Source organism: Dactylosporangium aurantiacum (assembly GCF_000716715.1).
Classification (GTDB): Bacteria; Actinomycetota; Actinomycetes; order Mycobacteriales; family Micromonosporaceae; genus Dactylosporangium; species Dactylosporangium aurantiacum.
Genome location: NZ_JNYJ01000020.1, coordinates 162,948 through 181,465, shown reverse-complemented (window position 1 = coordinate 181,465; position 18,518 = coordinate 162,948). Strand labels below are relative to the sequence as shown.

The 18,518-nt window shown below is 74.9% G+C and carries 20 protein-coding genes; 11 read left to right on the top strand and 9 right to left on the bottom strand.

Features of this window, described 5'->3' with window-relative positions; all coding sequences use genetic code 11:
* Positions 1-27 precede the first annotated feature (27 nt).
* Together OP18_RS22565 and OP18_RS22560 are read left to right on the top strand one after the other, a co-directional pair.
* The gene (locus OP18_RS22565) at positions 28-507 is read left to right on the top strand and encodes a universal stress protein (protein WP_033360945.1); all 480 of its coding nucleotides are present in this window, start codon (positions 28-30) and stop codon (positions 505-507) included.
* A 108-nt stretch (positions 508-615) separates the two neighbouring features.
* Positions 616-978, top strand: a complete 363-nt coding sequence (locus OP18_RS22560) for a DUF2203 domain-containing protein (protein ID WP_033360944.1) — start codon at positions 616-618, stop codon at positions 976-978.
* A gap of 41 nt (positions 979-1,019) precedes the next feature.
* Here the strand turns inward: OP18_RS22560 and OP18_RS22555 are convergent, their stop codons facing one another.
* From OP18_RS22555 to OP18_RS22545, 3 genes are read right to left on the bottom strand one after another with little or no spacing between them, the layout of a single operon-like run.
* Positions 1,020-1,664 (bottom strand): nitroreductase family protein, encoded by a 645-nt coding sequence (locus OP18_RS22555; RefSeq protein WP_245635495.1) that lies wholly within the window; start codon positions 1,662-1,664, stop codon positions 1,020-1,022.
* 51 nt (positions 1,665-1,715) lie between these two features.
* The gene (locus OP18_RS22550; protein WP_033360943.1) at positions 1,716-2,798 is read right to left on the bottom strand and encodes an NADH:flavin oxidoreductase/NADH oxidase; all 1,083 of its coding nucleotides are present in this window, start codon (positions 2,796-2,798) and stop codon (positions 1,716-1,718) included.
* Positions 2,799-2,836: 38 nt separating this feature from the next.
* On the bottom strand, positions 2,837-3,307 hold the full coding sequence (locus OP18_RS22545; protein WP_033360942.1) for an Lrp/AsnC family transcriptional regulator: 471 nt from the start codon (positions 3,305-3,307) through the stop codon (positions 2,837-2,839).
* Between the two features lie 93 nt (positions 3,308-3,400).
* On the opposite strand from OP18_RS22545, the gene OP18_RS22540 reads away from it, so the two are divergent.
* The 3 genes from OP18_RS22540 to OP18_RS22530 all read left to right on the top strand — a co-directional run bounded on the left by OP18_RS22540 (position 3,401) and on the right by OP18_RS22530 (position 5,168).
* A complete protein-coding gene (locus OP18_RS22540; protein ID WP_211273636.1) occupies positions 3,401-4,330 on the top strand; it encodes a PhzF family phenazine biosynthesis protein in 930 nt (309 codons plus the stop codon).
* On the top strand, positions 4,330-4,770 hold the full coding sequence (locus OP18_RS22535) for a nucleoside deaminase (protein ID WP_033360941.1): 441 nt from the start codon (positions 4,330-4,332) through the stop codon (positions 4,768-4,770). Before OP18_RS22540 ends, OP18_RS22535 begins: the two co-directional genes overlap by 1 nt.
* Before the next feature lie 107 nt (positions 4,771-4,877).
* A complete protein-coding gene (locus OP18_RS22530; RefSeq protein WP_033360940.1) occupies positions 4,878-5,168 on the top strand; it encodes a DUF4287 domain-containing protein in 291 nt (96 codons plus the stop codon).
* Positions 5,169-5,175: 7 nt separating this feature from the next.
* On the opposite strand, the gene OP18_RS22525 is transcribed toward OP18_RS22530, so the two are convergent.
* Positions 5,176-6,033, bottom strand: a complete 858-nt coding sequence (locus tag OP18_RS22525) for a hypothetical protein (RefSeq protein WP_033360939.1) — start codon at positions 6,031-6,033, stop codon at positions 5,176-5,178.
* Positions 6,034-6,435: 402 nt separating this feature from the next.
* On the opposite strand from OP18_RS22525, the gene OP18_RS22520 reads away from it, so the two are divergent.
* Positions 6,436-7,338, top strand: coding sequence for a serine hydrolase domain-containing protein (locus tag OP18_RS22520; protein WP_033361031.1), 903 nt, complete (start codon positions 6,436-6,438; stop codon positions 7,336-7,338).
* Position 7,339: 1 nt separating this feature from the next.
* On the opposite strand, the gene OP18_RS22515 is transcribed toward OP18_RS22520, so the two are convergent.
* Positions 7,340-8,071, bottom strand: a complete 732-nt coding sequence (locus OP18_RS22515; protein ID WP_033360938.1) for a VOC family protein — start codon at positions 8,069-8,071, stop codon at positions 7,340-7,342.
* Between the two features lie 121 nt (positions 8,072-8,192).
* Between OP18_RS22515 and OP18_RS22510 the strand changes: the two genes are divergently transcribed.
* The gene (locus OP18_RS22510; protein ID WP_052387141.1) at positions 8,193-10,334 is read left to right on the top strand and encodes an MMPL family transporter; all 2,142 of its coding nucleotides are present in this window, start codon (positions 8,193-8,195) and stop codon (positions 10,332-10,334) included.
* Here OP18_RS22510 and OP18_RS22505 read toward each other — a convergent pair.
* From OP18_RS22505 to OP18_RS22490, 4 genes are all read right to left on the bottom strand, one after another.
* Positions 10,309-11,103: an inositol monophosphatase family protein gene (locus tag OP18_RS22505; protein WP_033360937.1), complete on the bottom strand. Its 795-nt coding sequence runs from the start codon at positions 11,101-11,103 to the stop codon at positions 10,309-10,311. The two genes, OP18_RS22510 and OP18_RS22505, sit on opposite strands and share 26 nt — an antisense overlap.
* Positions 11,100-12,086 (bottom strand): hypothetical protein, encoded by a 987-nt coding sequence (locus tag OP18_RS22500; protein WP_033360936.1) that lies wholly within the window; start codon positions 12,084-12,086, stop codon positions 11,100-11,102. Before OP18_RS22500 ends, OP18_RS22505 begins: the two co-directional genes overlap by 4 nt.
* 143 nt (positions 12,087-12,229) lie before the next feature.
* On the bottom strand, positions 12,230-13,021 hold the full coding sequence (locus tag OP18_RS22495) for an alpha/beta hydrolase-fold protein (protein ID WP_033360935.1): 792 nt from the start codon (positions 13,019-13,021) through the stop codon (positions 12,230-12,232).
* A gap of 101 nt (positions 13,022-13,122) precedes the next feature.
* Entirely contained in the window at positions 13,123-13,686 is a 564-nt protein-coding gene (locus tag OP18_RS22490) for a DUF7691 family protein (protein ID WP_033360934.1), read from the bottom strand.
* A 105-nt stretch (positions 13,687-13,791) separates the two neighbouring features.
* On the opposite strand from OP18_RS22490, the gene OP18_RS51390 reads away from it, so the two are divergent.
* The 4 genes from OP18_RS51390 (at position 13,792) to OP18_RS22470 (ending at position 16,892) form a co-directional block, all read left to right on the top strand.
* On the top strand, positions 13,792-14,025 hold the full coding sequence (locus OP18_RS51390; RefSeq protein ID WP_211273635.1) for a GntR family transcriptional regulator: 234 nt from the start codon (positions 13,792-13,794) through the stop codon (positions 14,023-14,025).
* Positions 14,026-14,222: 197 nt separating this feature from the next.
* Positions 14,223-15,062 carry a hypothetical protein gene (locus OP18_RS57445; protein WP_156089697.1) on the top strand — a complete coding sequence of 280 codons (840 nt, stop codon included), beginning with the start codon at positions 14,223-14,225 and terminating at the stop codon, positions 15,060-15,062.
* A 6-nt stretch (positions 15,063-15,068) separates the two neighbouring features.
* Positions 15,069-15,890, top strand: coding sequence for a siderophore-interacting protein (locus tag OP18_RS22475; RefSeq protein ID WP_033360933.1), 822 nt, complete (start codon positions 15,069-15,071; stop codon positions 15,888-15,890).
* A 234-nt stretch (positions 15,891-16,124) separates the two neighbouring features.
* Positions 16,125-16,892: a hypothetical protein gene (locus tag OP18_RS22470; protein ID WP_033360932.1), complete on the top strand. Its 768-nt coding sequence runs from the start codon at positions 16,125-16,127 to the stop codon at positions 16,890-16,892.
* Positions 16,893-18,518 lie beyond the last annotated feature (1,626 nt).

The following is an 18,518-nucleotide window of genomic DNA, read 5'->3' as shown; positions in this document are numbered from 1 at the left end:
CGTGGATCCGTCGGTACGGTGGGGAGGATGACGACAGGGGCACCGGTCATCTTCGGATTCGACGGCTCCGCCGCCGCCCAGCGGGCGGTGCGCGCCGCCGCGCCGTTGCTCGGGCGGCAGCCGGCGCTCGTCGTGACGGTGTGGGAGGCCGGGCGGCGCTTCGACACCTCGACGCTGCCGGTCATCGGGCTGGAGATGCCGCCGACGATCCTGGACCTGCGCACCGCGGCCGAGGTGGACAAGGAGCTGTGCGAGACCGCCGAGCGTACCGCGGCCGCCGGGGCGAACATCGCCCGCGACGCCGGCTTCCTGGACGCCACGGGGCTCGCCGTCGCCGACGACGCGGACGTCGCCGAGACGCTGATGCGCGTCGCCCGCGAGCGGCACAGCCCGGGCATCGTGGTCGGCGCGCACGGCCACCGCAAGCTCAGCGAGCTGCTGCTGGGCAGTACCTCCGACACACTGGTGCACAAGGCGGACCGGCCGGTGGTCGTGGTGCGCGCCTGAGCCGGCCGCAGACCGGCGACGGCCGGTGCGGCGATGTGCCGGCCGCGTCATCCACGACCACGCACCCTCGAGCATCGCCCCCCGGCGCGGGGTGCCACGCTGGGGCGCATGGGTCTGTACACACTGGCGGCGGCGCGCGCCGAGCTCGCCCGGCTACGACCGCTGCTCGACGAGCTCGTCGCCGTGCGCGCCGACACGGCCGAGCTGGCGGCCGCACTCGCCCCCGGCGGGCCCCCGACGACGCTCGGCGGCCTGCCCGAGTGGAAGGCGTCCGCCGCCCGCCTCGACGAGCTGGTCACCGAGGTCCAGCAGGGCGGTGTCCAGCTCAAAGGGCTCGCCCCGCTGCTGCTGGACTTCCCCGCCGACCTCGACGGGGTGCCGGTCCTGCTGTGCTGGCTGGAGGGTGACCCGGACCTCGCCTGGTTCCACCGCGCCGACCTCGGCTTCGCCGGCCGCCGCCGGCTGCCCTGACGAGCGATCCGCCGCCGGCCGTGGACCGCTGCCCTGCCGGGCTACCAGCGGTCCAGGTGCAGCACGGTGTCCAGCGGCTCGCGCGGGGCGGGCCGGAACGTCTCGCCGGTGTAGTAGGCGGTCGGGATGAGCACCCCCTGCCGCACGTCGTCGGGGATGCCGAGCAGCTCGGCGACCTCGGCCTCATGGTCGAGGTGCAGGGTGGTCCAGGCGGTGCCGAGGCGGCGGGCCCGGGCGGCGAGCATGTAGCTCCACGCCGCCGGCAGCAGCGAGCCCCACACGTCGGCCTGGTTGCCGGCGTCCAGCTGCGCCACCTGGCGGCAGGCGAGCACCAGCACCGGCACGTCACCCATGCGCTCGCCGAGCCACGCGGCGCTCTCCCCGACCCGCTGCTGGGTCGCCTGCCGGGCGGGGTCGTGGGCGTAGCGGTCCGGGCGCGGGCCGCCGGCCGCCGCGTACGCCCGGAACGCCCGCCGGTACACCTCGCCGATCGCCCGGCGCTGCGCCGCGTCCGTCACCACGATCCAGTGCCAGCTCTGCGAGTTGGAGCCCGAGGGCGCCTGCAGCGCGATCTCCAGGCACTCGCGGATGAGTTCCATGGGCACCGGCCGGGTCAGGTCCAGGCGCTTGCGCACCGACCGCGTGGTGGTCAGCAGCTCGTCGGGGGACAGCGGAAGCGTCGACACGCGCACCTCTGATGGGTAAGGGTCAGAACGGGCATCTGACCCTAACATCGGTCAGCCGGCGGCCACCGCCGGCTTCGGGCGGGCGGTCCGGTACTGCGGCGGCCAGGCGATGTCGTCGCCCAGCTCGAACGCGGCGCGCTGCGGCCAGCTCGGCTCGCGCAGCAGGGCGCGGCCGAGCAGGATCACGTCGGCCGACTCCTCCTGCAGGATCTTCTCCGCCTGCTCCGGCTCGGTGATCAGGCCGACCGCGGCGACGGGCAGGCCGCTGCGCTCGCGGACCGCGTGGGCGAACGGCACCTGGTACCCGGGCCCCAGGGCGATCCGCTGGGCGGCGCTGTTGCCGCCGCTGGACACGTCGACCAGGTCCACGCCGTGCGTGGCGAGCGCGGCCGCGACGTCGGCGACCTCGTCGACGGTGAGCCCGCCGTCGACCCAGTCGGTGGCGCTGACCCGCACGGCGAGCGCGACGTGGTCGGGCAGGGCGGCCCGCACGGTGTCCACGACCTCGAGCAGCAGCCGGGAACGGCCGCGCAGGTCGCCGCCGTACCCGTCGGCGCGCAGGTTCGACAACGGCGACAGGAACTCGTGGATGAGGTACCCGTGCGCGGCGTGGACCTCGACGAGGTCGTAACCGGCGGCGACGGCCCGGCGGGCGGCGGCGCCCCAGTCCTGCACCAGCGTCCAGATCTCGTCGGTGCTGAGCGCGGCCGGGGAGGCGTACCCCTCGAACGGCACCGGCGACGGGGCGACGGTCGGCCAGCCGCCCTCGGCCACCGGCACGCTGCCGCGGCCGCGCCACGGGGCGAACGTCGAGGCCTTGCGCCCGGCGTGGGCCAGCTGGATCGCCGGCACGGCACCCTGGCCACGGATGAACGCGGTGATCCGGGCGTAGTCGGCGGCCTGCTCGTCGGACCAGATGCCGGCGTCCTGCGGGGAGATCCGGCCGTCGGGGCGCACCGCGGTCGCCTCGGCGATCACCGCCCCCGCGCCGCCGCGGGCGATGCCGCCCAGGTGCACGAGGTGCCAGTCGGTCGGGTGCCCGTCGACGGACGAGTACTGGCACATCGGCGCGGCCCAGACCCGGTTCGGGAAGGTGACGCCGCGCAGCGTCAGCGGGGTGAAGAGTCGGCTCATGTCGCCAGCAACGCCACCGCCGGCGCTTCCTTTCCTGACTATGACGTACGCAACAGCGACGGCACGGCCCGGTCGGCGACCACCTCGTAGACGAGGTCGGTGGTGATGGAGCCGACCAGGGCCAGCTCCGAGGTGATGCGGGCCAGGTCCGGCATGTCGGCGGCGAGGATCTCCGCGACGTAGCACGCCTCGCCGGTGACCCGCACGCACCGCACGATCTGCGGCTCGCGGGCCAGGACCGCGGCGACCTTGTCGTAGAGCGCGCCGTGCACCTTCATCCGCACGACCGCCCGCAGCGGCAGCCCGCACGCGACCGGGTCGACCCGGGCGGTGTAACCGGTGATGACGCCGCGCTCCTCCAGGCCGCGCAGCCGGGCCCGGGTCGCGGACACCCCCAGGTGGATCGTGGCGGCGAGCGCGGTCAGCGACGCGCGGGCGTCGCGCTGCACCGCCGCGAGCAGCTGCCGGTCCACCTCGTCGAGCGCGGTCGCGGGGGTGGGTGCGGTCATCGCGGCAGGCTACCGCAGATTGTGCGGCGCGACGCCCGCGATACCGCACGAACGGCCTCCACCACGGCCGCCGCCGGCCGTAGCGTCAGTGCTGTGACCGAGACCCTGACCTTCCCCGGTGTCGACTTCGTCTACGTCGACGTGTTCGCCTCGACGCCCCTCACCGGCGCGCCGCTGACGCTGGTGACCGACGCGGACGGCCTCACCGACGCCCAGATGCGGGCCGTCGCCCGCGAGTTCAACCAGTCCGAGACGACGTTCGTCCAGTCCTCGCCGGTACCGGGCGCCACACGCCGGCTGCGGTCCTTCACCCCGACGGGGGAGGAGGTGTACGGCGCCGGGCACAACGCGCTCGGCGCCTGGCTGTGGCTCGCCTCCTCCGGCCGGCTCGGACCGGCCGGGCAGGACGCCACGTTCACCCAGCACATCGGCGAGGACGTGCTGCCGGTCCACGTCCGCCACGAGGGCGGCCGGACCGTCGTGGCGATGGAGCAGTCGCCGCCGTCGTTCGGCGCCGTGGTCACCGACCGGGCCGGCCTGGCCGAGGCGCTCGGCCTGAAGGAGGACGACCTCGTGCCGGACCGGCCCGCGCAGGTGGTGGACACCGGCGCCGGGCACCTGCTCGTGCCGGTCCGCGACCGCGCCGCCGTGGACCGGGCCGCCCCCGACGCCGCACGGCTCACCGTCGCGCTGCGGAAGGTCGGCGGGGAGGGCTGCTACCTGTACACCGGCGACACCATCGATGCCGGGGCGACCGCCTACGCGCGGTTCTTCAACCCGGCCATGGGCATCGCGGAGGACCCGGCGACGGGCACGGCCGCCGGACCCCTCGCCGCGCAGCTGGTCGCCGGCGGCGCCGTCACGCCGGACGCGACCGGCGAGGCCACCGTCGTGGTCGAGCAGGGCCACTCGATGGGCCGGCCGAGCCGGATCACGGTGACCGTCGCCGGGACGCGGGTCCAGGTGAGCGGCTCGGGGCTGGTCGTCGCCCGCGGCACCATCGCGCTGCCGGCGGTGTCCTGATGGCCGGCGCGGCGCTCACGCCGCAGGACGAGCGGATGCTGCGCCGGGCGATCGAACTGGCCGGGCAGGCGCGGGCGGCCGGCGAGGCGCCGTTCGGGTCGCTGCTGGCCGGGCCGGACGGGTCGATCCTCGCCGAGGAGCACAACACCGTGCTGTCCGACGGCGACATCAGCGCCCATCCGGAGCTGAAGCTGGCCCGCTGGGCCGCCCGCAACCTGCCCGCCGACGTGGCCGCCGGCGTCACCATGTACACCAGCTGCCAGCCCTGCGGGATGTGCACCGGCGCCATCGACCGCTCCGGCCTCGGCCGGGTCGTCTACGCGCTGGCCGCGGCGCAGCTCGACGCGCTCAAACCGGCCGGTGGGTTCCCGCCGGTGCCGCAGGAGGGCCCGGCCCTGTACCCGGAGGCCCGCGCCGCCGTGGACGGCTACTACACCTGACCGCCGGCCCCGGAAAAAGTCTCCGGCGGTCGTGTCGAAACGGGACCGGGCCGTTCGACGCGTCAGTGAGCGGCACGGAGGGCGTGCCGGTGGCGAGAGGATCGGACATGTCGTTCCAGGCGTACCTCGACAACATCGAGACCAAGACCGGCAGGACCCCGCGGGAGCTGCTCGCGCTGGCGGCCGAGCGCGGCTACGACGCCCCGGCGGTCAAGGCCGGCACGATCGTGGACTGGCTGAAGGCGGACTTCGACCTGGGCCGCGGGCACGCCATGGCCCTGGTCCACGTCATCAAGCACGGCCCGAAGATCCCGTCGAAGCACGTCGGCGGCACCGGTACGCACCGCGACGCCACCGAAACGCTCTGGCTGGACGGCCGGGCGACCCGCCCCGCGTGACCGGTGCTCACCAGCCGATGCGGGTCAGGGCGAGCGCCACGAAGCCACGCAGTGCCCGGAAGTCCCAGCCGGGCACGTCGGCGGGGAGCGGGCGGTCGTGGTCGGCGGCCTCGGCGAGCATGGTCAGCGCCGGCTCAGGGGTGGCGGGGCCGTGCCGGTACGCCAGGGCGATCGCCGCGGTGAGCGCCACCCGCGCGTCAGGGTCGTCCAGCAGCGCGCGGAGGCGCGCGTCGACCCGTCCGCCGCCGGCCGGCAGGTGGGCGAGGGTCAGGTTGGCGCTCGCCCGGGCCGGGCCCGCCGGGACCGCCAGCAGCGCGGCGACCGCGTCCGGCGCCGGTGGCAGCCAGGCCAGCAGGGCGGCGGCGACGGCGGCCAGCCCGGCGTCCGCGTCGCCGACCCAGCCGGTGACGGTCGCCGCGCGGGCGGCCAGCGCCAGGTACGCGTCGCGCGCCCACCGGTCCGGCCCCGACCGGTCCCAGAAGAACTCCTCGGCGGGGTCGTCGTCCGGCCACTCGCCGGCGAGGAACAGGTTCAGCTGCCGGACCTGCTCGTCGGTGATGGCGCCGGCGTCCGGGTACGCGGCGTCGACGTCGAACGGCAGCTGGTCGTCGCGGTGGTCACCGACGGCCACGGCGGCGAGCATGCCGGCCAGGGCCGCCCGGTCCGGGGTCGCCGGATCGTCGACCAGGTCGACCAGGAACGGCACCACCACGGCCGAGGCCTGCCAGCGGGCGCCCTGGTGGTAGAGGTGCCCGAACAGCGCCGAGTACGCCTCCGGCGCCGGGTCCGGCCCGGCCAGGGCGCGCAGGAGGGCCGGCACGTGCCCCGAGGTGCCGTCGCAGCCGTACACGGTGTCCCAGTTCATCCGGCGACCGGGCGGCCGTTCTCGAAGCGGGTGCCGGGGCGCACGTACACGCGGACCACCGTGCCATCATCGCCGTGCGCGGTCGCCTGTCAAGCGGCGAGGATGCACGCCGACCTGCTCGCCATGACCGCGGCCGGCGTCGCCGCCGCGTGGCGGCCCGGTCCGGGGATGGTCGCCGCTACGGTTTTGAACGGTCGGGTAGGTCGACGGGTTGTAGGTGGCGGGCTCCGGCGGCGTGCTGGTGGGCACGCACGATGGTGGTGTCGGTGCCGAGGGTCCAGTCGTCGCCTTCGTCGAGGTCGGCGTCCAGGCGGAGCCGCGCGGGAGTTCGGTGACGTCGTGACGGTTGGCGCCGATCAGCACGACCTGAGGATCGCGGTCGGGGGTCTGTACGATGCGGCGGTGGGCGACGACCTGCTCGACGACTTCATCCGCGCCGATCGCGAGCGCGGCCTGGGCATCTACGGGGTCCACCTGCACCGGGAGGGGCAGGAGCCGGTCGAGCGCCGGGTGCGCTCCGACGACCGGGTCAACCTGTACTCGGTGGCCAAGACGTTCACCTCGGTGGCGCTCGGGCTCGCCGAGGCGGAGGGCCGGCTCACCGTCGAGGACCGGCTCCTGGACCACTTTCCCGAGCTGCGCCCGCTGGCGGCCCCCGGGGTCGAGGACGTGACGCTGCGCCACCTGCTCACGATGACCAGCGGCACCAGCCACGAGTGGTTCGCCGACCAGCGCGTCGACGCCGCCGACCTGCTGCACGAGATCGTCGCCGCGCCGCTGGCCGCCGCGCCGGGCACCCGGTTCGCGTACACGGACTCCGGGCCGTACGCGATCGGCCGGGTCATCGCCCGCACCACCGGTGCCGACCTGCGCGCCTATCTGCTGCCCCGGCTGTTCGCCCCGCTCGACCTGCACAACCCGGCCTGGCACACGTGCCCGCTCGGGTACCCGTTCGCCGCCAGCGACCTGTTCCTGCGCACCCACGAGCTGGCCCGCTTCGCGCGGCTGCTGCTGCAGGACGGGGTGTGGCAGGACCGCCGGCTGCTGCCGGCCGCGTACCTGCGCCGGATGACCGCCGACCCGGCCGACACCAGCGCCATCACCGAGGGCGAGCGGTTCACATACGGCTACGGGCTCGGCGTCTGGCTCGACCGGTCCGGCATGTACCGCATGGACGGCCGCTACGGCCAGTACGCCGTCATCTGCCCGGACGCCCGCGCCGCCGTGACGGTGACCGCCCACTCCGAGTGCGAGGTCGACCTCCTCGAGGCGATCCACACCCTCGTCGTGGACCGCCTCGGCTGAGTCACCCGGGCAGCCACGGGCCGAGCAGGGCGGGCTCGGTGACGGCCGCCTCGACCTGCTGGCGCTCGTCGGCGGTGAGGGCGAGGCCCCGCAGCCGCTCGCCCCAGGCGGGCACCCGCTCCGGCTCGTCGAGCACCGTCGCCAGCTCGATGAGCTGTGCGAGGGCGGTCGCCTGTTCGAGGGGTGGGGCGGTGTCGCCGTGGCGGCGCAGGCCCGAGTTCAGGGCGCGGAAGGCGGCCAGGTCGTCCTGCTTGAACTCGCGCAGGATGCGGGCGTTGTCCAGGACCTTCGCCAGGCCCTGGAGGCGCTTGGATCCGCCGTACTCGACCTCGGCCGGCTCGTCGCGCTGGATGAAGACGATCGAGTTGCCGGACGGGTCCATGACCGTGAAGCGGGACGCGCCGGGGCGGAAGCGGGTGATGCGGGGCAGGCCCTGCACGAGCACCTTGCCGTACGCGTCGCGCATCGCCGCGGTGAACGCCGCGTGGTACGGCGCGACCGCGTCGACCATGACCAGGCAGCCGCCGGTGTGCTCCTGTGCGGGGTCGACGCCGGCGGCGGCGCGCGAGTAGTGCAGCTCGAAGCCGCTCCACCGCACCGCCAGGTACAGGTAGGGCCTGGTCTGCTCGTACGTCACGGCGAAGCCGAGCGCGCGCCAGAAGGCGAGGGTCTCCTCGGGCGCGACGCAGCCGAGCAGCGGCACGGTCGTCTCGTTGGGCTGCACCTCAGTCACGTCATACACCGTAGAGAATTTTGATCCGGGTCGCGACCCCGGCCTGTTGCGCCGAAGGTCGTCGTCGATGTTGGATGACGCGGGGCGGCGGCCAGGTCGGCGGCGGCCCGAGGAGGCTGCGGTGCTCGCACTGCTCGGCCGGTGGACCGCCGGCCACCGGATGTTCGTCCTCGCCGGTTGGGTCGTGATCGCCCTCGCGGGCGCGGTGTTCGGCGGCACCGTCTACGACCGCACCCGGTCGGTGGACAGCCTGCGCCCCGACGCGGAGTCCGCGGTCGCGCAGGCGCGCATCGACCGGCTCGCCCCGGAGGGGGAGCGTGTCGTGGCGGTGATCGCCGGCCGCGACTTCAACGCCACCGCGCTCGTCGACAACGCCAGCCGCGTCATGTTCGACATAAGGGCGATCCCCGGCGTCGCCACCGTCACCGACGCCTACACGGCGGGCTCCGGGCAGGTCGCCGCCGACAACCGCAGCTCGCTCGTCACCGTCGAGCTGCGCCCGGAGCTGAGCGACGCCGAGGCCCTCGCGGTCGCCGACCGGGTCGCGGCCGCCCTGCACCGCATCGACGCGCCGGAGGTCCGCGTCGGCGGCGAGCTGCTGGCCGAGCGCACGTTCGGCGAGCAGGCCGTCAGGGACGCCGCCGTCGGGGAGGGCGTCGCGCTGGTGGTGCTCTGCGGCGTCCTCGCCGTCGTGCTCGGTGGCCTGCTCGTGGGGAGCCTGCCGCTGGTCACCGCGCTCGGGACGGTCGCCGCGACGCTGCTGGCGCTCACCGGGCTCGCCGCCGTCGTGCCGGTCAGCGAGTACGCGGTCAACGTTGTCACGCTGCTCGGCCTGGGGCTCGCGGTCGACTACAGCCTGCTGATCGTCACCCGGTTCCGGGAGGAACGCGCCGCGGACCGCGAGGCGACGGTGCCGGACCTGCTGGCGCGGACCGTCGCGACGGCCGGGCGGGCCGTGCTCGTGTCCGGCCTCGCCGTCGGCGCGGCCCTCGCCGGGCTGTTCGCCTTCGCCGAGCCGCTGCTGGCCGCGATGGCGCTGGGCGGTGCCCTGGTCGTCTGCCTGGCCACGCTCGCCGGGCTGACCCTGGTGCCGGCGCTGGTCGCGCTGACCCACCGGCGGATCCCGGCGCCGCGCCTCCGGGCCGCCCGCAACGGCCGGGGCGCCGCGGGCGGCGGGCTGGCGCGGCTGGCCGGGGCCGCGCAGCGCCGGCCGGTGCTGGTGGCCGCCGCGGTGACCGCCGGGCTGGCCGTGCTGAGCCTGCCGCTGCTCGGGGTCACCCTCGCCAACTCGGATGCCCGGTCGCTGCCCGCCGGCAGTGAGGAGCGGCTCGCGTACGAGGCCGTCGAGCGCGACTTCGCGAAGTGGACCACGCAGCCGGTCACCGTACTGATCGAGGCGAACGCCACCGACCCGCCGGCGGCGGCGCTGCTCACCCGGATCCGCGAGCTGACCGGCGAGGCGGAGCTGGACGTGCGCACCGGTCTGCCGCCGGACGTCACCGTCGTGGACCTGCGCCCGGCCGGCCCGGCCGACGGTGCGCCGGCGCAGCGGCTCGTACGGCAGCTGCGCGCCCTCGACGCGCCGGTGCCCCTCCTGGTTGCCGGGCCGGCCGCGGAGCTCATCGACGCCAGGTCGTCGGTGGCGTCCCGGCTGCCGGTCGCGGTCGCGGTCATCGTCGCGGCCACCGCGCTGCTGCTGTTCGCGCTGACCGGCTCGGTGGTCGTGCCCGTGAAGGCGCTGTGCATGAACGTGCTGACGCTGCTGGCCACGCTCGGCGTCCTCGTCGCGGTCTTCCAGTGGGGCTGGGGCGCGGCGCTGCTGGGCTTCCAGCCGTGGGGCGCGCTGGACCTCACCACGCCGCTGCTGCTGTTCGTGTTCATCTTCGGGCTGTCGATGGACTACGAGGTGTTCCTGCTCGCCCGGATCAAGGAGGAGTGGGACCGCCGCACCGCCCAGGACCGGGCCGCCAACGACCGGGCCGTGCTCACCGGCATCGCCGCCACCGGCCCGGTCGTCACCACCGCCGCGCTCGCCGTCGGGATCGTGTTCCTCGGCTTCGCGCTGGGCGACCTGGTCGCGGTCAAGGAGATCGGCGTCGGCATGACCATCGCCGTGCTGCTGGACGTCACCGTGGTGCGCGGCCTGCTGCTGCCCGCCGTCATGTCGCTGCTCGGCGCCGCGAACTGGTGGCGGCTCGGCCGCCGCCCGGCCGGCCACCATGGGCCGGGCGAGCCGGTCAGGGCCGGAACTGCCGCTCGATGATCTCCAGCAGCGCCGCGTGGGTCGGCGCGTCGGCCGCGACGAGCAGCCCGCCGGCGCCGGTGTGCAGCGGCTCGCCGCGCAGCCCGGTCACCACGCAGCCGGCCGCCTCGCACAGCGCGATCCCGGGCGTGAAGTGCACACTGTCGCGCAGGGCGCCGTCGGTCACGTACGCGGCGCGGCGGCCCGCGGCGACCCAGGCGACGGCGAGCGTGGTGGACACGACCCGCGGCCGGAACCGCTCGCCGAACGCAGGGTCGGCGAGCAGCCGCGCCGGGTGGAAGGCCGGACCGTTCGGAAACGGCGGGTCCAGGTTCACGTCGACCAGTACCGACTGCGCCGACGGTACGAGCACCGCCTGCCCCTCGCGGTCCCGCACGTGGGCCGGACCGCCGGCGGCCGTCCAGAACACCTCGCGCGCGAACGGGTCGGCGGACACGGCCACGGCGGTGCCCGCCGGGGTGCGCAGGGCCACGTTGACGGCGACGAGCATGGCGCCGGCGGCGTAGTTGAGCGTGCCGCACAGCGGGTCGACGAGCCACGTGCGGTCCCCGCCGCCGCTGCGGCCGCTCTCCTCGCCGTGCACGGCGTCGCCGGGGCGGGCGGACCGCAGCACGTCGAGGATCGCCCGCTCCGCCTCGATGTCGGCGACGGTCGCGAAGTCGCCGCCGCCCTTCGCGAAGCGGTCCAGCCGGGTGCCGAAATGCGAACGGACCACCGCCGCGCCGGCTTCGGCGGCGGCGATGGCCAGTTCGAGGTCGTCGATCGTCACCGTCCGACCATAGCCGGGACCGGATCCGGCGCCGCGGCGATCGGCGCCCGGTTGCCGGGCCGCAGGGCGAGAGCGGCGGCGGCCGCGACGGCCACCGCGAGCATGCCGGCCGCGAGCAGGGTGCGGGCGTCCGGCTCCAGCAGCGGCTGGCCGCGCAGCGCCTGCCAGGTCAGCAGGGCGATCAGGCCGCCGTACCCGAGCGCCGCCGCCCGTACGAGCCCGCGGGCGGCCCGCGGCGCGCCGAACGGCCCGTCCGGGCGGCGCCGGGCGGCCGCGGCGAGCAGCAACGCCAGCAGCGGCAGCGCCTGCAGCGCGTGGATGCCGACGAAGTGCGCGACGCGCAGGTCGCCGCCGGTGGTCGACCAGCCGGTGACCGGCATCGCCGGGCCGCCGTCGGCGACGCCGACGCTGTGCGCGCCGACCATGCCGACGGTCTCGCCGCGGTCGAGGGCCGCCCGCTGCTCGTCGGTGGCCGTCGTCATGAGGAACGCGACCAGCATCCCGGCCAGCGACAGGGTGAACCCGAGCCGGGCGGCCGACTTGAGCACCGGGTCGCCGCCGCGCTGCACGGCCACGACGACCGCGACGACGAGGCTCGCCGTCCACAGCACCACGACCATGTTGCCCATCAGCGACCAGACGGCCTCGTCGAACGGCGTGCCCTGGTTGAAGTGGCTGGCCCGGCCGCGCACCGCCTGCAGCACGATGAGGACCATCTCCACGGTCGCGGCGAGCGCCACGACGGTGCCCGCCCACCAGCCGGTCCGCCGCGCCCGCCGGGCGGCGCGCAGCAGCCAGGCGAGGGTCACCGCGTACACCCCCATGGAAACGGCGAACTTGAACGGCTTGAGCCATGCGGGGCTGCCGACGACGAGCCGGTCGTCGACGAGGACGCCGACGGCGGCGACGAGCGCGAGCAGGCCCATCACCGCCGCGAACCACAACAGCGGGCGGTGCCATCGGAGGGGCTGCGGACCGGTCATGGCGGACTCCACGATCGAGGACTGATGATGCCCTCAGCCTGCCGGGCGCGCGACACCCGGCACGATGCCGTCGCCCCCCGGATCCGGCGTCCCGTCCGCCCCAGCCGCGATGGTGTGGCTGTCCCTACCACCTCGGTGCATCTTCAGGCGAGCATGCCGGCGACGAAGGCGAACGCGGCCGGCACGAGCGTGCTCCAGTACCCGAAGTCGTGCCGCCCGGCGCTGTACCCGCCCGCGGCCGGCGCCTCGGGAAGGCGGCGGTGCAGGGCGCGGACGTCGCCGTACAGCGGGTCGTCGCGACCGCACCACAGGCCGACCGGGGTGCCGCGGAGCCGGTCGGCGCCGGCGAAGACGTCGTCGCCGGGCGCGACGGCGGGGGAGAACGCGGCGACACCGCGGGCGAAGCCGGGGAACGCCTCGGCGAGCCGCAGCGCGCCGGCACCGCCCATGGACCACCCCCACACGGCGACGCGGGCGGTGTCGAATCCGCGGGCCGCGCACCAGCCCGGCAGCTCCTCGTGCGCCATGCGCTGCGGGTCGTCGCCGCCGGAGGGCCGCCACGCGAGCCGGTCACCGGTCGCCCCGGCCAGCACGAACGGCGCGGCACCCCGCTCGACGGCCGCGGTCAGGTGCCGGCCGAGGCCGAGCGCGGGGAAGTCGCGGGCGGTCTTCGACCCGCCGTGCAGCACCAGGCAGACCGGCAGGCCCCGACCGTCGCCGTGCCCCGCCGGCACGCACGTGTACACGTCGACGGTGCGCCCCCGCGCCGCGGACCGGCGCTGTTCGAGGCGCTCGTCGCCGAGGGCCGCGGCCGGCACGAACGGCGCCGCGCCGGGCCCGGCGCCGGGGAGCCGGACACCGGCGTACCGCGCGCCGCCGACCGCCGCGCCCGCCACGAGAGCGGCGGCGCCGGCGAGCACGTGCCGCCGCCGCATCCCGCCTCCTCGCGTCGCCTGTCGTACCCCCTCCGCGGTGCCCAACGACGCGCGCCGTGCTCAGGTGACCGGCACCGGCGGTGACCAGCGGGCGCCTCGGGTCAGTGGTAGAAGCCCACGATGCCCTTGTGCTCGGCGGTGGCCGCGGTGGCCCAGGCGGCGACCGTGCGGACCTCCTCGGTCGTGCCCGACTGCAGCGGGCCGGCCGCGGCCTCGACCTCGCCGGCCGTCCAGTACCCGATGCCGGGGAAGTCGTCCGGTGGTGGGAAGTCGACCGGGGCGCCGCGGAAGATGAGGTCCGACATGCTGATCGCGGCGCCGGTCGCCCGCAGTGCCGGGTCGACGGTGCTGTCCAGGTACGACGACGGGCACGGGTAGAACGGCCGGTTGTCCAGGAACCGGCCGGAGAACTCGACCATGTACTTGAAGCCGTAGCCGTACAGGTGCCGGGGCAGGGTCTTTTCGCCGCCCATGACGAGGTGCTCGACCGCGGTGAAGACCGACGGCGCGCCGCGGTCGTTGGAACAGTCGAGGTCCTCGTTGAGCCGGGCGATGTCGGCCCGGAACCTGCCGCAGATCGCCCGCCGCGCCTGGTTGTCGCCGCTGCCGCACAGCGCGCGGAGCCTGTCGATGTCGACCCGGTAGGCCATCACGCCGTACCCCATGCCGTGTTCCTCTCGCGTCGATCGATCCGGTGCGTGCCCGACCCGGACCCTAGCGCCTTCCGGCGGTGAAGGAGTCGTCGCCCGCGTGGCGATCAACCCGACACCATGCTCAAGGCGTACCGCGAGCTGGAGTACGAGGACCTCGTGCCGGCCCGGCCCGGCATCGGCGCGTTCGTCACCCGGACCCTCGGCGACGACACCCTCGCCGCGCACGAGCCGCTGCGCCGGGACCTGCGCCGCTGGCTCGCCGCCGAAGCCCGCGGTGCCGGGCTGGACGAGGAGAGCATCGAGGCGCTGTTCGTCAGCACGTTCCGTGAGCCGGTCGGGGACCGGGCATGACTTGGCCTGCGCTTCGGGCTTGGTTTGCGCTTCGGGCTTGGTTTGCGCTTCGGGCTTGGTTTGCGCTTCGGGCCTGGTTTGCGCTTCGGGCCTGGTTTGCGCTTCGGGCCTGGCTTGCGCGGAGTCGCCGGGGACGGGCATGACCCCGGCGGCTCCGCTGGTCCTAGCTTGACATCAACCGTGCGATGCTGGGGGGCGTGCCGATCATCGGGTTCCTGCACACGGCCGAGGTGCACGTGGCGACGTTCCGCGACCTGCTCGCCGACCTGGCGCCCGGCGCCGCCGACGTGCACGCCGTCGACGAGACGCTGCTCGCCGACGCCCGGGCCCACGGGGTCGGCGCCGACGTCCGGGCCCGGCTCGCGGCGCACGTCCAGGCCCTCGCCGACGCCGGAGCCCGGGTGGTCGTGTGCACCTGCTCCACACTCAGCGGCCACGCCGAGACCCTCGCCGCCGCGGTGCCGGTGCTGCGGGTCGACCGGCCGATGGCGCAGGCCGCCGTCGCCGCCGCGGCGGCCGGGGGAGGGCGGGTCGCGGTGGTCGCGGCGCTCGCCTCGACGCTCGCGCCCACCACCGCGCTGCTGCGCGAGTGCGCCGGCGATGCCGCCGTCGAGCTGGTGGAGGCGCCGTGTCTCGACGCGTGGCCGCTCTTCGAGTCGGGCGACATCGACGGGTACGTGCGCCGGATCGCCGGACACGTGCGTGCCGTCGCCGCGCCGGTCTCTTCCGCGCCGGTCTCTTCCGCGCCGGCTCCTTCTGCGCCGGCCTCTTCCGCGCCGGCTTCTTCTGCGCCGGCTTCTTCTGCGCCGGCTTCTTCTGCGCCGGCTTCTTCTGCGCCGGCTTCTTCCGCGCCGGCTTCTTCTGCGCCGGGGGGTTCGGCGGTGGGGTTCGACGTGGTGGTGCTTGCCCAGGCAAGCATGGCGCCGGCCGTCGATCTGCTGCGTGACCTGCCCGTGCCGGTGCTCAGCAGTCCCCGCGCGGCGGTCGCCCGGGCGGTCGCCGTTGCCGGCTCCCCGGGTACCGGCGTATACGGTTGACGGGTGATGGCACAGCAGCCCGAGCGTCGGGCACCGCAGGCACACGTCGGGCGGGTGGTGCGCACCGAGCGGCTCACCCCGAACATGCACCGCGTGGTGCTCGGCGGCGAGGGCCTCGCCAGGTTCGACGCCGGACAGTACACCGACCACTACGTGAAGCTCATGTTCCCGCCCGCCGGCGCCACCTACCCGCACCCGTTCGACCCCGCCGTGATCCGCGCCGAGCTGCCGCGCGAGCAGTGGCCGGTGACCCGCACGTACACGGTGCGCGACTGGGACCCGGCGACCCGCGAGGTCACCCTGGACTTCGTCATCCACGGCGACAGCGGCCTCGCCGCCCAGTGGGCGATCGCGGCCCGCCCCGGCGACGAGATCGTCTTCGGCGGCCCGGGCGGCAAGTACGCACCCGACCCGGCCGCCGCCTGGCACCTCCTCGCCGGCGACGAGAGCGCCCTGCCGGCCATCGCCGCGTCCCTGGAACGCATCCCTGAGGGCGCGACCGTCGAGGCGTTCGTCGAGGTAGCCGACGCCACCGAGGAGCAGAAGATCCCCGGCGTGACCTGGGTACGCCGCAGCGGCCGCCCGCACGGCGAGGCCCTGATCGAGGCCGTGACCACCGCCCCGTGGCACAGCGACGACGTCCACGTCTTCGTCCACGGCGAGGCCGGTTTCGTCAAGGAGCTGCGCCGGTACCTGCGCCTCGACCGCCGAGTCCCGCTCGACCGCCTGTCCATCTCCGGGTACTGGCGCCTCGGCCACGACGAGGACGGCTGGCAGGCCTCCAAGCGCGACTGGAACACCCAGGTCGAAGCCGAGCAGGAACGCTGACGGCACCTTACGTCCCGACCCGGCCGGAGCAGTGGCCCTGACGCGGCGGTGCTCTGGCGCGGCGGTGCTCTGGCGCGGCGGCGCTCTGGCGCGGCGGCGCCCTGACGCCGGCGGCGCCCTGGCGCGGCGGTGCCCTGGCGCGGCGATGCTTTATGCGCGGGTGCGTTGGTGAGCGGCGTAACGCGGTCGTTGGCCGGTCACGGTCTCCGGGATCCGCGACCCTAGGCTGCCGCGGTGACGCTGCTACTGAAGCTGGTGCTGGCTCCTCTCCTCGTCGTCGGCTCCTCCCTGGCGGGCCGCCGCTGGGGCGCCGCGGTCGCCGGGACCCTCGTCGCCCTGCCGATCGTCGCCGGCCCGATCCTGTTCATCACCTGCCTCGAGCAGGGCCTTCGCTTCGGCGCCCGCGCCGCCTCCGCGTCCCTGCTCGGCCTCGTCTCCCTCGCGACGTTCACGGTCGTCTTCGCCTGGTGCTCCCGCCGGACGGGCTGGCTCGCCTCGCTTTCCGTGGCGTGGCTCGCCACGCTCGCCCTCGACCTGGGTCTCGCCCGCCTCGACCTCCCTCCGTTGGTCGGTTTCACGCTCGTACTCACCTCCGCCTGGCTCGCGCTGCGCGCGTTTCCACACGTACCGACGCAGACGACAACCACGACGTCGGGCTGGCCGTGGTGGGACCTGCCCGGACGCGCCCTGGCGACCGCCGGCCTCGTCGTCGCCGTCACCACCGCGGCAGCAACCCTCGGCCCGTCGATGACCGGCGTCCTCGCCCCGTTCCCGATCGCGACCAGTGTCGTCGCCGCGTTCGTCCTGGCCCAGCAGGGCACCGACGCCACCGTGCACACCCTGCGGGGCGTCCCCCGTGGGCTGCTCGGCTTCGCCGTGTTCTGCCTGCTCGTCGCGATTCTCGTTGAGCGTCTCGGCACCGCCGGCGCGTTCGCCGTGGCTGTCGCCGGCACGTTGACCATACAACTCATCTGGCGCCGAGTGCTCGCGTCGACCGCCTGATTCGACGTGGCGTGATGGTTTGGTGGCTTTGGGTGATGGCGCTGGACGTGGGGTTGTGCGGCCTCGAGAATGGAGGGCAGCGCCTACAGGGGGGAGGCGGCAAGTGCCACGACCATGCTTTTCTTTGGACGCACCGGGTGCAGGCCGGGTGACGTCGTTCGATGCGATCGACTGGGACGCGCGGTTCGCGGCGGCCCGAGCTGAGCGGCAGCGGCAGCGCGATGAGAAGGCGCGGGCCCGGGCGGAGTTCGCTGAGGCCCGGCGCCACGGACTGGCCGCGCGGCATGCGACGAAGCTGGCACGGCTGCGGACAGCCAGACTGCTGGCCGCGACGGACGCTGCGGCGCGGTCGGGAACGTGCGCCGAGGTGCGGGCCGCAGCTGAAACCGAGGCGCGGGCTGCCATCGAGGCGCCGGCTGCCGCCGAGGCGCGGGCTGCGGCTGAGGCTGGTGCGGCCGCGGTTGGGGCTGGTGTGGCCGCGATTGGGGCTGGTACGGCTGCGGCCGTGCGGGTTGCGGTGGATGCTGTGATGCCGGCTGGCGAGGCGACGCGGATGGCGGACGGTGCGGACGTGCCCGATGCGACCGGCGCCTCGGCCCCGCCGAATGCGGCGCCCACGTCCATCTCTCCATTTTCTGCTGCTCCCGCGTCTTTGCCTGCTGTTCCTGGCGTTGCGATGGCGGTGACGCATGTCGCCGCTGAGGTTGTTCGTCCGCATCGGCAAGGGGACACGCTGCGTTCGGAGTGCTCATTATCGGAGGCGGCCGTGACGGTGCCGTTGGTCGCGGGTGCAGGGCGGCGTCGCGTTGCGGGGGAGTGCGGCAGTCTGGGTGCCTCAAAGGGCTGCCACGGTGTGCATGCCGTGTGCAGACCGGGGCGGGTCTTGCTCGATGCGTGTGGCTCGCGACTTGCAGCGGCATCGAAGGCGCGAATCGTGTGCCGGATCCGGGGTTGGCTTGGCGGATCTGTGTGCTTGTCGGCCGCGTTCCGTGTCTGTCCTTTGTGGACTGGTGTACGTTCCGGTGCGTGGCCTGGCGGAGTGGTGGTCGCTTGTGTCGGCTGTCGCTGTGGGTGCGCAAGGTGGCGCAGTGGTGGCAGCGGAAGGTGTACACCCGTAGGTCGGGCTCGCCGTCGGGCGCCGCCAGGCCGTGGGTCCAGGCGTCCTCCATGATGGCTGGGTCGAGGACGGTGACGATCTCGGTGGACAGGTCGTAGGGGTGCCTGGCGGGGGGCTTCGAAGTCGGGCTGGGTCCACTCGCCGAGGTGCGGCGTCGGGGGTGTTGTGGCAGTGCAGCCAGCGTTCGCCTTGAAAGGTTGCGTAGCGCAGGGCCCGGCTCAGCTGAAGGGTGGCGTCCCCAGGGAAAGGTGGTGGCGATAGCGCCTGCTGCGTCGACAGCTCCGGGTGCGGTGGCGCCGAAGGCTGCGCCGACATCGGTCGTCGGGCTGGCTGCGCTGGCTGCGCTGGCTGCGCTGGCTGCGCTGGCTGCGCTGGCTGCGCTGGCTGCGCTGGCTGCGCTGGCTGCGCTGGCTGCGCCGGCTGCGCCGGCCGTGTCGACTGTGTCGGGCGCCCCCGGGGACGCCGGAGCCGTCGATAGTGCCAGAGCCGCTGGTCGTGACGGAGCCGCC